Origin of the sequence: uncultured Shewanella sp. (assembly GCF_947497935.1) — a bacterium.
Classification (GTDB): domain Bacteria; phylum Pseudomonadota; class Gammaproteobacteria; order Enterobacterales; family Shewanellaceae; genus Shewanella.
Genome location: NZ_CANMIO010000013.1, coordinates 32992 through 47494, shown reverse-complemented (window position 1 = coordinate 47494; position 14503 = coordinate 32992). Strand labels below are relative to the sequence as shown.

General features: G+C 46.3%; 13 protein-coding genes. 9 read left to right on the top strand and 4 right to left on the bottom strand.

Going from position 1 to position 14503, the window contains the following annotated elements; genetic code table 11:
- Positions 1-384 precede the first annotated feature (384 nt).
- From Q1A86_RS14770 to ettA, 3 genes are all read right to left on the bottom strand, one after another.
- Positions 385-1461, bottom strand: a complete 1077-nt coding sequence (locus Q1A86_RS14770; RefSeq protein WP_299808037.1) for a metallophosphoesterase — start codon at positions 1459-1461, stop codon at positions 385-387.
- Positions 1462-1553: 92 nt separating this feature from the next.
- Complete coding sequence (locus Q1A86_RS14765) at positions 1554-2729, bottom strand: acyltransferase (RefSeq protein ID WP_299807902.1); 1176 nt, start codon at positions 2727-2729, stop codon at positions 1554-1556.
- A gap of 238 nt (positions 2730-2967) precedes the next feature.
- Positions 2968-4635, bottom strand: a complete 1668-nt coding sequence (gene ettA / locus Q1A86_RS14760) for an energy-dependent translational throttle protein EttA (protein ID WP_299807900.1) — start codon at positions 4633-4635, stop codon at positions 2968-2970.
- Positions 4636-4912: 277 nt separating this feature from the next.
- Here ettA and glyA point away from each other — a divergent pair, with 277 nt between their 5' ends.
- From glyA to Q1A86_RS14715, 9 genes are all read left to right on the top strand, one after another.
- Positions 4913-6169, top strand: coding sequence for a serine hydroxymethyltransferase (gene glyA, locus Q1A86_RS14755; RefSeq protein ID WP_299807898.1), 1257 nt, complete (start codon positions 4913-4915; stop codon positions 6167-6169).
- A gap of 185 nt (positions 6170-6354) precedes the next feature.
- Complete coding sequence (nrdR, locus tag Q1A86_RS14750; protein WP_012154416.1) at positions 6355-6804, top strand: transcriptional regulator NrdR; 450 nt, start codon at positions 6355-6357, stop codon at positions 6802-6804.
- A 68-nt stretch (positions 6805-6872) separates the two neighbouring features.
- Positions 6873-7994: a bifunctional diaminohydroxyphosphoribosylaminopyrimidine deaminase/5-amino-6-(5-phosphoribosylamino)uracil reductase RibD gene (ribD, locus tag Q1A86_RS14745; RefSeq protein ID WP_299807896.1), complete on the top strand. Its 1122-nt coding sequence runs from the start codon at positions 6873-6875 to the stop codon at positions 7992-7994.
- A 3-nt stretch (positions 7995-7997) separates the two neighbouring features.
- Positions 7998-8663, top strand: a complete 666-nt coding sequence (locus Q1A86_RS14740) for a riboflavin synthase (RefSeq protein ID WP_299807894.1) — start codon at positions 7998-8000, stop codon at positions 8661-8663.
- 152 nt (positions 8664-8815) lie between these two features.
- On the top strand, positions 8816-9919 hold the full coding sequence (ribBA, locus tag Q1A86_RS14735; RefSeq protein ID WP_299807892.1) for a bifunctional 3,4-dihydroxy-2-butanone-4-phosphate synthase/GTP cyclohydrolase II: 1104 nt from the start codon (positions 8816-8818) through the stop codon (positions 9917-9919).
- A 145-nt stretch (positions 9920-10064) separates the two neighbouring features.
- Positions 10065-10541 carry a 6,7-dimethyl-8-ribityllumazine synthase gene (ribE, locus tag Q1A86_RS14730; protein WP_202722445.1) on the top strand — a complete coding sequence of 159 codons (477 nt, stop codon included), beginning with the start codon at positions 10065-10067 and terminating at the stop codon, positions 10539-10541.
- 14 nt (positions 10542-10555) lie between these two features.
- The gene (gene nusB, locus Q1A86_RS14725; RefSeq protein WP_220759860.1) at positions 10556-10963 is read left to right on the top strand and encodes a transcription antitermination factor NusB; all 408 of its coding nucleotides are present in this window, start codon (positions 10556-10558) and stop codon (positions 10961-10963) included.
- A 174-nt stretch (positions 10964-11137) separates the two neighbouring features.
- Positions 11138-12097 carry a thiamine-phosphate kinase gene (thiL, locus tag Q1A86_RS14720; protein ID WP_299807888.1) on the top strand — a complete coding sequence of 320 codons (960 nt, stop codon included), beginning with the start codon at positions 11138-11140 and terminating at the stop codon, positions 12095-12097.
- A complete protein-coding gene (locus Q1A86_RS14715; RefSeq protein ID WP_299807886.1) occupies positions 12097-12591 on the top strand; it encodes a phosphatidylglycerophosphatase A in 495 nt (164 codons plus the stop codon). The genes thiL and Q1A86_RS14715 overlap by 1 nt, the downstream gene beginning before the upstream one ends.
- A gap of 81 nt (positions 12592-12672) precedes the next feature.
- On the opposite strand, the gene recN is transcribed toward Q1A86_RS14715, so the two are convergent.
- Positions 12673-14334: a DNA repair protein RecN gene (gene recN, locus Q1A86_RS14710; protein WP_299807884.1), complete on the bottom strand. Its 1662-nt coding sequence runs from the start codon at positions 14332-14334 to the stop codon at positions 12673-12675.
- Positions 14335-14503 lie beyond the last annotated feature (169 nt).

Here is a 14503-nt window from a genome sequence, read left to right as displayed (position 1 = left end):
TCACAGTTAACATTTGATATGGTTTTCTGATCATATTATTTGCAATGTTTGCGTTTGGTCTGTGAAAAAGTTGGGCTAGGTACACAAAAATAGCCATTGAGCTTGTGGTTAAATCGAGCTAGATGTTAGTGGCTCACTATTAAAGGGAGGAGTGTTCGTAGGCTGGTAAGGTGGGCTAGATATTAAGGCTCTGCTGTTTAGACTCAGTTATTAAGGCTCTGCTGTTTAGACTCAGTTATTAAGATTCAGTTATTAAGGCTCAGTTTTTTAAGGCTCTGCTGTTTAGACTCAGTTTTTAGGCCTGTAGTTTAGCATCAGGGATTAAGAGTCAGCCATGTTTGTTGGCTGACTGCTACTCAATATTCAATTGGCTCTTATGCTGATTTATAACGCTTGGCGAGAACCGTCATAGAGACCACGAGTTAATTCGCCATTCTGGATAAGCAGCAGCTCACCCTGTTCACCGAGTTTTATGCTGCTATCGATTGCAATAATCTTATTATCAAACAGCCCTAACACCTGCTTTTGAGAGGTGTGGCCGACGGTGATACGGTTGACGTCAAAATAGGTGAGGATTTTATCCAGCTCAGCTTCGGAAAAGCTGTCTTTAAAATAGCCCCGATACCAAGTTGGGCCATTGCCATAAAACAGGAAGTTTAATAACTCATCTTGTTTTAGCTCCGCTTTTGGCCTGCCAATATTCGCGCGAAATAGCTGGTTAGCCTCTTCGATGGTCAACTGACGCTCTAACCATTCACTACTTATGCCGCCGTGCATGTAAAGCACGTCATTGACCTTAACTAGGGTGTTTTTACTTCTAAGCCACTGGCCAATTTCGGTGTCTTCGCCATAAAGGGCATCGTTGCTTCTATCGAGTAATTTGCTAGCTAACTCATAACGCTCATGGACATACCTTAAGTCACCACCGAGTACCATTTGCTCGTGGTTACCCATAAGCAGGTGCAACATACCGCCTGCGGCTTTGGCTTGCCTGTCGAGTTGATACATAAACCACAGCACTTCGTTTATCTGATCGCCGCGGTCGAACATATCGCCTGTCATCACCATATGCCCATCACCAAAGGCCCAGTTGTTATCGGCATCTATTATTTTTTGGTTTTTTAGCAGAGTGATTAATACATCATACTGGCCATGGACATCGCTAAGGGCAACGACCTTTTTCACGCCATTATAACTGTCAGGCATCACCTGTTTGACATCCTCGCTGAGGAGCGGCTCAGGTAACTTGCCACAGTTTTCTGGTCGTTTTAGCGAGTGTTCACTCACTAAGGAGCTTATTAGCTGGCTATGGCAGATCCAATAGGCTGTTTGCTGGGATTGCGTAGCGGCCTCATCTTGGATGACATAGGGACCATCGAACTGATAGTTGATGGCTTCATGAGCGTTAAGCTGGTTTGAAATGCCAGCGAGCGCTGCGGCGCAGAGTAGGGTTTTAAACATCATCTTTAGTTTCTTATTAATTGTTATTGTTGAATGTTTTTATATTTCTGGTTCTGAATCTAGTTCTAAATTGAGTCGGTTAATATCACGCTTTACCAACCAATCAAATAGCGGCTACGTTTACTGAGCATCTTCTTTATCACTATCGCGATAGCATAAGAGATAGCGACCACCACTAAGGTGACGATTAAGGTGGTGAAGATATTCCCTTTTCCGGCGAGGCCAAATAAGTCTGGGCTGTCATAAATCATCCACCAGGGAGTGGTGATCCAAGGGTGAATAAAGTAGATGGCAAAGCTAACCTCGGCCAGCTTTTGCAGTGGCGCAATCGAGACATGCTCAAACTTATTTAAAATGGCCAATATGACTAAGGTCAGCAAGATCTTTTGCGGTAGCATCAAGTCCGGCACTGTCATCTCAAATGGCGCCTTATTGAGCACGCCAGCACCAAAATACTCGGCTTGAATGAGCGCTAAGGCAACCCCCGCCAACAACATCGGCAGCCAATACTTATCGATAAAGGGAAATAACTTATCGCGGTGAGCCGAGCCCCAAACCCCGAGTAGATAAACCGGTAAAAAGTAGACTAATGACTGGATCGCATTGAGGTTGGAAATCGGCCTATGCACCATGATGGCTATCAATAACAATGGAATGGCGTAGTAGAGTACTTGCTGCTTTTTAATCAGATACATGACCCAAGGTGACAAGGCGAACAGCATCATGCCCATGGGAATATACCAATATGCGGTAAGAGTACGGCCAGTGATGACATACCAACTCGCCGCCTGTGCTGGAGCGGTAATATCGGCAAGCTCTTTATGCATCATAGGATCAGTGCCGACCGTGAGGTGCCACACAATCCAGGGCAGTGACAATAAGAGGTAGGGCAGAAAAACAAACTTGGTTTTGCTCTTCATGTATTTCTTGTAATCCCAGCGATGATAAAACACATGGTGAAACAGAAAGCCTGAGATAAACACAAAAAACACCGTGCCATTCATCATCAAGTTAAACCAAGCCTTATCGGCAAAGGTTTCTATTTGCCAACCCGCTGGGCGGTAGCAGTGAGCCATGACGATAAAGATAATCGCTATGCCACGAAAATGGTTGATGCTATTTAAGAAGCCGGTAGATTTTTTAGGCTGAGTTTTATCCTGAGTCTTAGGCGTTGTAGACTCATGAGCGGTCGCCGATGAGTTTTCGCCAGCGGCACTGGTATTAACCTGAACCGAATTCGTTTTATCGTCCATAGCTTTGTTGTCCATTAATCGCTTTCTTATCCATGAGAGTACTTTTATTATTTTAGCGACACAGGGAAAACTGTTGCCGTTTCAATTGGCTATTTTATACCGATAGCTATCTTCGCATAATTATTAGGCTTTTTGTTGCTGGTTTGAAAATTATTTGTTTGCGAGATGCTGGCTTTGGATGGCAGTGATTAGATTCACTTTTTGGCAAAAAACAAAAAGGAGGCCGAAGCCTCCTTTTAAATGTGTGATTAACTTACTTAACCATACGCTTGTACTTCAAGCGGTGTGGCTCAACCACATCAGTACCCATGGTTTCTTTTAACCAAGTTGAATATTCGGTGTAGTTACCTTCGTAGAAGTTAACCTTACCTTCGTCGCGGTAATCTAGAATGTGAGTCGCGATTCTATCTAGGAACCAACGGTCGTGCGAAATCACCATGGCGCAACCTGGGAACTCAAGCAGCGCTTCTTCTAGTGCACGCAATGTTTCAACGTCCAAGTCGTTGGTTGGTTCATCGAGTAATAGTACGTTACCGCCAGCTTGTAGAAGCTTAGCAAGGTGCACACGGTTACGCTCACCACCAGATAGGGTGCCGATGATCTTTTGCTGATCGCCACCACGGAAGTTAAAGCGGCCAACATAGGCACGGCTTGGAATTTCCGTGTTGTTGATGCGCATGATGTCTTGGCCGTCAGAGATCTCTTGCCAAACCGTGTTCTTGTCATTCATTGAGTCACGGAACTGCTCAACCGATGCGATTTGAACAGACTCACCTAGCTCAACACTGCCGCTGTCTGGCTGCTCTGCGCCTGAAATCATCTTAAACAGGGTAGACTTACCAGCACCGTTAGCACCGATAATACCGACGATTGCGCCCTTAGGCACTGAGAAGCTTAAGTCATCGATCAGTACGCGGTCGCCGTAAGACTTAGTTAGGTTATTGATTTCAATAACCTTGTCACCTAAGCGTGGTCCTGGTGGGATAAATAGCTCGTTAGTCTCGTTACGCTTTTGGTAGTCGTTAGTATTAAGCTCTTCGAAGCGAGCCATACGCGCCTTACCTTTAGACTGACGGCCTTTAGCGCCTTGGCGTACCCATTCCAATTCTTTAGCGATAGTCTTTTGACGTGCACTTTCGGTCGCTGATTCTTGGGTTAAACGCGCATCTTTTTGCTCAAGCCAAGATGAGTAGTTACCTTCCCATGGAATACCTTCACCACGGTCAAGTTCTAAGATCCAGCCTGCGGCGTTATCGAGGAAATATCTATCGTGGGTAATTGCCACAACAGTCCCTGTGTACTCTTGTAAGAAGCGCTCTAACCAAGCAACCGATTCCGCATCCAAGTGGTTGGTTGGCTCGTCGAGTAATAGCATGTCTGGCTTTTCAAGTAGCAAGCGACAAATCGCGACACGACGACGCTCACCACCCGATAGGACTTCGATTTTCTCATCCCAATCAGGAAGACGCAGTGCGTTAGCCGCACGGTCCAATACCACATCTAGGTTATGAGCATCTTGAGATTGAATAATGGCTTCTAGCTCACCTTGCTCTTTTGCAAGCGCGTCAAAATCGGCATCTGGCTCAGCATAAAGTGCATAGACTTCATCTAAACGTACCAAGGCATTTTTCGCTTCGGCAACCGCTTCTTCCACCGCTTCGCGCACGGTTTGGTTTGGATCTAGTTTTGGTTCCTGTGGTAGGTAACCAATCTTAAGATCTTGCATTGGGCGCGCTTCACCCTCAATTTCAGTATCTAGACCCGCCATGATGCGCAGCAGGGTAGATTTACCTGAACCGTTTAGACCTAGGACACCGATTTTAGCGCCAGGGAAAAAGCTTAATGAGATATCTTTAAGGATCTGCTTCTTTGGCGGGACGATTTTGCCCACTCTAAGCATGCTATATACAAACTGAGCCATGTTAGTTCTCTTTGACTGTGTTTTTGAATCGGGAATGGAGGCAATTCTACAAGATCCGTTGCAGAACTTAAATCTGAATTAGAGGCGTTTAACATTAACAATCAGGTTAATGTCGTTGCGACTATTTCCAACAATTTTTATGTCCATTAGCGCTTTTTACGAAACTCACTCATCTAGAAATGCAAGTAATTTCATGTTGTAAATGCTGGGATTGTGATCAAATGCGCTGTAGAATACCGCGCAACCCTATTACAAGACTTTACAGCTGGAGTGAGTAATGCTGAAAAAAGATATGAATATCGCGGATTACGATCCACAACTATTTGCAGCAATTGAAGATGAAACACGCCGTCAAGAAGAGCACATCGAACTCATTGCTTCAGAAAACTATACAAGTCCTCGCGTAATCGAAGCACAAGGTACTCAGCTTACTAACAAGTATGCCGAAGGCTACCCAGGTAAGCGTTACTATGGTGGTTGTGAGCATGTAGATATAGTTGAAGAGTTAGCAATCTCTCGTGCTAAAGAGCTGTTTGGTGCAACGTATGCCAACGTTCAGCCACACTCAGGTTCTCAGGCTAACGCAGCCGTATTTATGGCACTACTTCAAGGCGGCGACACGGTTCTAGGTATGAGCCTAGCGCACGGTGGTCACCTAACTCACGGTTCTCACGTGAGCTTCTCAGGCAAACTATACAACGCAGTTCAGTACGGTATCGACGAAACAACGGGCCAGATTGACTACGCCGAAGTTGAGCGTCTAGCCGTTGAGCACAAGCCAAAGATGATCATCGCAGGTTTCAGTGCTTACTCAGGTATCATTGACTGGGGCAAATTCCGCGAAATCGCTGACAAAGTGGGCGCATACCTATTTGTCGATATGGCGCACGTTGCAGGTCTTGTTGCTGCAGGCATCTATCCAAACCCAATGCCACACGCGCACGTTGTAACAACAACGACTCATAAGACGTTAGCTGGCCCTCGTGGTGGTTTGATCCTTTCATCAATTAATGATGAAGATATCTACAAAAAGCTAAACTCTGCAGTTTTCCCTGGTGGCCAAGGCGGTCCTTTGATGCACGTTATTGCTGCTAAAGCGGTTGCATTTAAAGAAGCCCTAGACCCAGAGTTCACGACTTACCAAGAGCAAGTCGTTGTTAATGCTAAGGCAATGGCTCGTACGTTCATCGAACGTGGCTACGATGTGGTTTCTGGTGGTACAGATAACCACCTATTCTTGCTTGATTTGATCAGCAAAGACATCACAGGTAAAGATGCTGACGCGGCCCTAGGCAACGCTAACATTACAGTTAACAAGAACTCAGTACCAAACGACCCACGTTCACCATTTGTGACTTCTGGTCTTCGTATCGGTTCTCCTGCAATCACTCGCCGTGGTTTTGGTGAGCAAGAGTGTGTTCAGTTAACTCACTGGATGTGTGATGTACTGGATGATATTTCAGATCTAGCCGTTAGCGAGCGCGTTAAAGGACAGGTTCTGGAATTGTGCGCTAAGTTCCCTGTTTACGGTTAACCTTAAGCGTTAAATCAGTTAGACTCCAATGGCCGCATTTATGCGGCCATTTTTGTATGTAAACAGCATACTTTCTGAGGTTTTAAGTCGTACCAATCACATTTTTATTTTTGTCAAAGGTGACATAATTAAAAGGTTAGGTATAAATCCAGTGAGTCATAACATTTTTTCTAAACGGAGGCTAAATGCATTGTCCATTTTGCAGCGCAACTGACACAAAAGTGATTGATTCGCGATTAGTCGCTGACGGCCATCAGGTGCGTCGACGTAGAGAGTGTGTTCAGTGCCACGAACGTTTTACTACCTTCGAAGGGGCCGAGCTTGTGATGCCTCGCGTGGTGAAACAAGATGGCAGTCGCCAGCCGTTCGATGAAGAGAAGTTGCGCGGTGGTATGTTAAGAGCCGTAGAGAAAAGACCTGTTTCTATGGATCAAATTGAGCAGGCATTGACTAAGATTAAGTCGACTTTGCGCGCCACTGGTGAACGTGAAGTGAAATCTGAAATGATTGGTAACTTGATGATGGACCAATTAGTCAACTTAGATAAGGTTGCCTACATTCGTTTCGCGTCTGTTTATCGTGCCTTTGAAGATGTTTCAGAGTTTGGCGAAGCGATCGCCAAGCTACAAAAATAACCTACGCATTCGGGGCTAAGCGCTGCGCCTAGCCCTTCATCAATCGAATAATCGGAATTGCCGCCAATATGTGGTCTATAGAAGACAGTCAAATGATGAGCCTTGCCATTGAATTGGCACAAAAGGGCATGTACACCACTCGTCCAAACCCTAGCGTGGGCAGCGTTATCGTTAAAGATGGCGAGATCGTGGGTGAGGGCTATCATATTCGAGCCGGCGGTCCTCACGCGGAAGTGTACGCCCTGAATATGGCGGGCAGCGACGCAAAAGGCGCGACTGCTTACGTGACACTTGAGCCTTGCAGTCATTACGGCCGCACGCCACCTTGCGCAAAAGCGTTAATCGAGCACGGCGTTAGCCGAGTGGTTATCGCGGTGACCGACCCTAATCCAGAAGTTTCTGGCCGTGGCATTGCCATGTTGCGTGATGCGGGCATTCGAGTCGATGTTGGCCTGATGACCGAAGAAGCTAAGCAGGTTAATCTAGGCTTTTTGAAGCGTATGGAAAAAGGCATGCCTTGGGTGACGGTTAAGCTTGCCGCGAGCCTCGATGGCAAAACGGCACTGTCTAATGGCGTATCCAAATGGATTACCGGCCCTGAAGCGCGCCGAGATGTGCAGCGTCTTCGTGCTCGCCACTGTGCCTTAGTCACTGGGGTTGAAACGATTCTTGCCGATGATCCGAGTTTAAATGTGCGTCACGCAGAGTTAGGCTCACTAGCCAATCAGCTAGCCCCCGCCGAAATTCATCAACCTCTAAGGGTTGTATTAGACAGTCAGGCTCGCCTTGGAAGTGATTTAAACTTGTTTAAAGTTGATAGTCCGATTTTACTGGTGTCGACTCAAGCTTATCCCGAGAGCGTGCAGGCCGCTTGGCCGGCTCATGTTCAGAGTCAGGTATTAGCGGCAGTTGATTCACGTATCGACTTAAATGGATTGTTGAAGCTGCTGGGTGAGACTTGTAACTCCGTGTTGGTTGAAGCCGGTGCGACACTTGCGGGGGCCTTTGTTAATCAAGGGCTAGCCGATGAGATTGTACTGTATCAGGCGATGAAAATTTTAGGCTCGCAAGGGCGGAACCTGCTGACTCTGGATGATTTTCAAGCCATGTCAGAGGTGCCAAAGATTAACCTAATCGATGAGCGCAAAGTGGGGCCAGACACCCGCTTAACGTTAAGAGTGAGTAATTAGTTTATGTTTACTGGGATTATTGAATCAGTCGGACACCTACGAAAAGTTGAGCGCCGCGGCGATGATATTCGTTTAACGGTAGCCAGTGGTAAATTGGATCTGTCAGATGTAAAGCTTGGCGACAGTATCGCCACCAACGGTGTGTGCTTAACTGTGGTTGAGTTGATGAGCGACGGTTACGTGGCAGATATTTCTGCTGAGACTGTAACTTTGACGGGCTTCTCTCATTATCAAGTGGGAAAAGCCGTTAATCTTGAGAAGGCTGTGACCCCGACAACTCGTTTAGGCGGGCATATGGTCAGTGGCCATGTCGATGGCATCGCTCATGTGGATGACAGACAGTTTCGTGGCCAAGCCATCGAATTTTGGTTAAGCCCACCTGAGGAACTTGGCCGTTATATCGCCCATAAAGGCTCGATCACTATCGATGGTGTGAGTTTAACGGTCAATGAGGTGCAAGGTCATCGTTTTAGACTGACTATTGTGCCGCACACTGCAGGCGAAACGACCTTAGTGGATTTGAAAGCTGGTGATAGCGTTAATATTGAAGTGGACTTGATTGCGCGTCACTTAGAAAGGTTGATGAGCTATGCAAGCCAAGAGCAAGAGAGCGCTCCAAAGTCGGAAGTGACTATGGAATTGTTAGCTCGCTCAGGATTTTTGCGATAAACACTGGATTCAGCCTGTTATGGCGATTAGATTTGTCGTAATAGGCGTATAAAAGTAATAGATATAAGCATAATCATTAAATAATTCACTACAAGAGAGCATTGACCTCGATGCACGTTGTTCATTGTAGTGACAAAAATAAAGGTCTGAACATGGCGTTACATAGTATAGAAGAGATCATTGAAGATATTCGTCTAGGCAAGATGGTCATCTTAATGGATGACGAAGACAGAGAAAATGAAGGCGATCTAATCATGGCTGCCGACATGGTGACGCCAGAAGCGGTAAACTTTATGGCGACTTTTGGCCGTGGTCTGATTTGCCAGACATTGACCAAGGCACGTTGTCAGCAACTTAACCTGCCTTTGATGGTTACTAACAACAACGCGCAGTTCTCGACTAACTTCACCGTTTCAATCGAAGCGGCCGAGGGCGTAACTACCGGTATTTCAGCGCAAGACCGCGCGGTAACGGTATTAGCAGCGGTAGGCAAAGATGCTAAGCCTTCAGATATCGTGCAACCTGGACATATCTTCCCGTTGATGGCGCAGGAAGGCGGCGTACTTATTCGTGCAGGCCACACTGAAGCGGGTTGTGATATTGCACGTCTTGCAGGCTTTGAGCCTTCATCGGTTATCGTTGAGATCCTTAATGACGACGGCACCATGGCACGTCGCCCAGATCTTGAAATCTTTGCACAGAAGCACGGTTTGAAGATGGGCACCATTGCCGACCTTATCGAGTACCGTAATACCAAAGAAACCACCGTCGTTCGTGAAGCAAAATGTAAACTGCCAACCCGTTTTGGCGAGTTTGAGATGCTGACTTACCGCGATACTATCGACAACCAGTTGCATTATGTTCTGGTTAAAGGTGAAGTTTCTGACAACACCTTAGTGCGTGTACACCTGCAAAATACCTTCAATGATTTATTGCACTCAGAGCGCGATCAGCAACGCAGCTGGCCACTAGAGAAGGCGATGGAGCGTATCAGCAGCGAAGGCGGTGTGTTAGTGCTATTGAGTAGCCATGAACACAGCAGCGATATTCTCGCTAAAGTTAAGGCGTTTGAAGCCGAAGATAACGGTAGCACGCCTGCTGCAGCGCAGTGGAAGGGCACATCTCGTCAAGTCGGTGTTGGCTCACAAATCTTGGCTGACGTAGGCGTGACTTCTATGCGTCTATTGAGCTCGCCAAAGCGTTACCATTCTCTTTCAGGCTTTGGTTTAGAAGTAACTGAATATATTGCAGAATAAATCCTTGCCTCGGGTTGTTTAATAACCTGAGGCTTAAATTCACACTTTTCTTATTAATTGCATAGAGATCAGTAGGGAGTGCTGTGGTATCATACCGCCTCTTCCGTCCCTATGTAGGGTAATTAAGCTAATTTAGGTAAGATAAATGAACGTAGTTCAAGGTAATATCGAATCGAAAAACGCCAAAGTTGCGATCGTAGTTTCACGTTTTAACAGCTTTGTTGTTGATAGTTTACTCGATGGCGCGGTTGACACTCTTAAGCGTTTTGGCCAAGTTGCAGATGAAAACATCACTGTAGTTAGAGTGCCTGGCGCTGTTGAACTGCCACTGGCTGCACGTCGTGTTGCGGCGAGCGGAAAATTTGACGGAATTATCGCACTAGGTGCGGTGATCCGTGGTGGTACACCTCATTTTGATTTTGTAGCAGGTGAATGTAATAAAGGTTTGGCTCAGGTTGCACTTGAGTTCGATATCCCTGTTTCATTCGGCGTATTAACCACAGATACCATTGAACAAGCTATTGAGCGTTCGGGTACTAAAGCGGGCAACAAGGGCGGTGAAGCTGCACTTGGTCTGCTAGAAATGGTTAACGTTCTGCAAGCACTTGAAGAACAGCTGTAATTTAGGACAATTTAATGAAGCCTTCAGAGCGCCGCAAGGCACGTCGTTTAGCCGTTCAGGCCATCTATTCATGGCAGCTAAGTGGCAACAATATTGCTGATGTTGAGCATGAGTTTCTAACTGAACAAGTTGTTGATGGTGTCGACATTGCTTACTTCCGTGAGCTATTAGGCGGCGTTGCAACTAAAAAGAGTCAATTGGATGAGCTAATCGCTCCATTCGTGACTCGCCCACTCGATGAAGTGGATCCAGTTGAAAAAGCGATTGTACGTATCGCAACTTATGAACTGACATTCCGCAAGGATGTGCCTTACAAGGTAGCGATTAACGAAGCTATCGAGCTTGCAAAAGCATTCGGCGCAGAAGATGGACATAAGTTTGTTAACGGCATTCTAGATAAGCTGGTAGCACGCAATAAGTAGTAGAAACGGCATCTTCGGATGCCGTTTTTGTTATATCCGTTAGGGAGCTTAGAACAGTCCGCATATTCCCACTTTGAGCAAGCCTTGTGGCTTCCTTTTTTCGCTTGAGTGACGGCCTGAACTACACTTATCTTTTCTCTCCCTGAATACTTACTATTATTTGTGATTGGTATTGTGAAAGAATTTCAATTAATCGAAAGTTTCTTTACTGGACGCGCCCAGTCCCGCAAAGATGTAACCCTTGGTATTGGCGATGATTGCGCCATTGTGCAGCCAGCCGACAATAAGTCTATTGCCATCTCTTGTGACACCTTAGTGGAAAATGTCCACTTCTTCCCCGATATGCCAGCTGCCGATCTCGGCTATAAGTCTTTGGCGGTGAATCTATCTGATCTGGCCTCAATGGGGGCGGAACCTGCATGGATGACACTGGCCCTGACTCTACCTGAGGTTGACGAAACTTGGCTGGCTGAATTTAGCGCTGGTCTGTTTGATATTGCCGAGTATTACGGCGTGGCTTTGGTGGGAGGTGACACTACACGCGGTCCACGCTCAATTACCATCACCATCAACGGCCAACTTCCAAGCGATATAGGGTTGACCCGCAGTGGTGCTAAAAATGGTGATTGGATCTATGTGACTGGCACCTTAGGCGACTCGGCGCTAGGTTTAGATCTACTGAGAAATAAAGTCGAAGCAAATGCAGAGGACAGAGCCTATCTTATTCATCGTCACTACCGACCAACACCGAGAGTATTAGCTGGCCAATCGCTTAGAAATATCGCCTCAAGTGCCATCGATATCTCAGATGGTATCATGTCAGATATTCAACATGTCCTGAAGGCCTCAAATGTGGGAGCAGTCATTAACGTCGACAATATTCCATTGTCAGAGGCACTGACACGCAGCGTTTCACCTGAGGTGGCGCTGAGTTACGCGCTAACAGGCGGTGAAGACTATGAGCTGTTATTTACTGTTTCAGAGGCGCAAAAAGGCATGCTAGAGGTCGTCTTGGCGGAATCGGGAGTTAAGTTTACTCAGATAGGTCAGGTATGCACCGGTGGCCAGTTAAAGTTGCTTAAAGACAATCAGCCTTTTGAACCGATAAACTTAGGTTTTGAGCACTTTAACTAATGAATCTACTCTCTAAAGATCCAGTGCTAGCAAAGCTGTCACTGAAGAATCCTATTCACTTCCTTGCTCTAGGCTTTGGCTCTGGCTTAGCAGCCAAAGCGCCGGGAACCTTTGGTACCTTGGCTGCTGTCCCTGTTTTTCTGCTGATGGCACCGCTGAGTTTACCTTGGTATATCGCCCTTACGGTATTGAGTGTACTGGCGGGTTTTTATATCTGCGATAAAGCCTCGAAAGATATGGGCGTGCATGACCATGGCGCAATTGTCTGGGATGAAGTCGCAGGACTTTTGATCACCATGATTGCTGCACCTGTGGGTTGGCAGTGGTTAGTGGTGGGTTTTGTGCTGTTTCGTATCTTCGATATCTTAAAGCCATGGCCGATTCGTTGGCTAGATGCCAAGGTTCACGGCGGCTTCGGTATTATGATTGATGATGTGCTAGCGGGGATCTTTGCCATGCTTTGCTTACAAGGCCTAGCGTATTACTTTGCTTAATTGCATCAACTCGCATCAAAAAAATGCAGAGCTCAGCTCTGCATTTTTTTATGGGTTTTAGTTTTTTATAAGTTTTAAAAGTTAACTCAGTAATAATTCTTTGGCATTAGCTAAAGTGTTATTAGTGATGGTGTCACCCCCTAATAAGCGCGCTAACTCTTCAATACGCTGTTCTTTATCTAGTGCCACCATAGAGGTCTCTGTTTGACCCGCCTTGCTACTCTTATTAACGAACATGTGTTGATGACCGTTACCGGCCACTTGTGGCAAGTGAGTTACACAAAAGACCTGAGTCGACTCGCCAAGGCTGCGAAGCATACGTCCAACAACTGCAGCCGTAGGGCCAGAAATACCCACATCGACTTCATCGAAGATCAGTGTAGGAGTCGAGACTTTCTTGGCGGTGATCACCTGAATACCTAAACCGATGCGCGATAGCTCACCACCAGAGGCGACCTTAGCAATAGGCTGTAGCGGCTGACCAGGGTTAGTCGACACCAAAAACTCAATGCTGTCACAACCTGTTGGGGTGATAACGGCCTCATTGAAATTCACCGCAATAGTAAACTTACCCTTAGGCATGTTGAGCTCATGGATAGACTGAGTCACCTGTTTATCTAGCTCTTTGGCGTAACGGCTACGGCTGTTGCTTAGCTTTCTAGCGTGCTGCAGGTAAGCCTCTCGGTTGGCGTTTAACTGCTCACGAATATCATCTAACTTGTCAGAATCTGAGCCTAAATCTTCAAGCTCTTCCAATAAACTTTGGTGATGAGTATAAAGCTCATTTGGCATCACTTGATGTTTACGGGCAAGTTGCATGGTCTTAGACAGGCGCTGCTCTAGGTGAGCAAAGTACTCAGGGTCCAGCTCCAAGCCCTCTAAGTAACGCTCTATCTCACTGCTGCTTTCTTGTACCTGAATGAGAGCGTCATTAAGCATGGCAAGTACACTACCAAGCTCAGGATCGTAACTCTCCAGATCTTGGCCCTGACTGATAGAGGTGTTCAGTAGTGACTCAACGCTGCCATCATCATTGTCTTGTAAAATATGCAGCTGATTACGGCACAGCTCGATTAGCGCTGTGCTGTTAGCTAATTTTTTATGCTCGGCCTCTATCGACTCGTATTCGCCCTCATTAATAGCAAATTCGTTTAGCTCTTCGACTTGATATTGCAGTAGCTGTTTACGGGCTAAGCGCTCTTGCTGCGACATCTCAAGTAGGTGTAGTTGTTTTTCAGTCGTTTTACATCTGTGGTAGCTGGCTGTCACGCTGTCGAGCAGCATCTTATGGTTAGCATAGCTATCTAACAGGGTAAGTTGATGTTCACTCTTTAGCATAGCGTGATGAGCATGCTGGCCATGAATACCGATAAGTAACTGACCAAGACACTTTATCTGCGCCAATGGGACTGGGTTACCATTGATATAGGCGCGTGAGCGCCCATCACTGCTAATAGTGCGGCGCAGGATACACTCATCCTCGAGTTCAAGGTCGTTATCTTCAAGCCAGCGTCTTGCCGCTGGGGTATCATCTAATAAAAAGCGGGCACTTACTTCGGCCTTAGTGGCACCAGGTCTAATGGTATTGGCGTCGGCCCGGTTACCTAAACATAGGCCGAGGGCATCGATAGCAATCGATTTACCCGCACCAGTTTCACCAGTAATACTGGTCATGCCGGCTTTAAAGTCGAGTTCTAAGAAACGCACAATAGCAAAGTTGTTGATGCTGAGTTGGCAAAGCATAGTGATGTCCTTTATCAAAACACTGTATGGTTAAACAGTATATACTGTTTATTCATACAGTAAATACCCAGTTGATAAATCCGTTGAGGTGAATCACGCTTTCAATCTGGTTTTGTTCTAGCTTGTTTTGGGTTTTAGCCAAGTTTTAGCTTAGTTTTCGTCAGGCTTT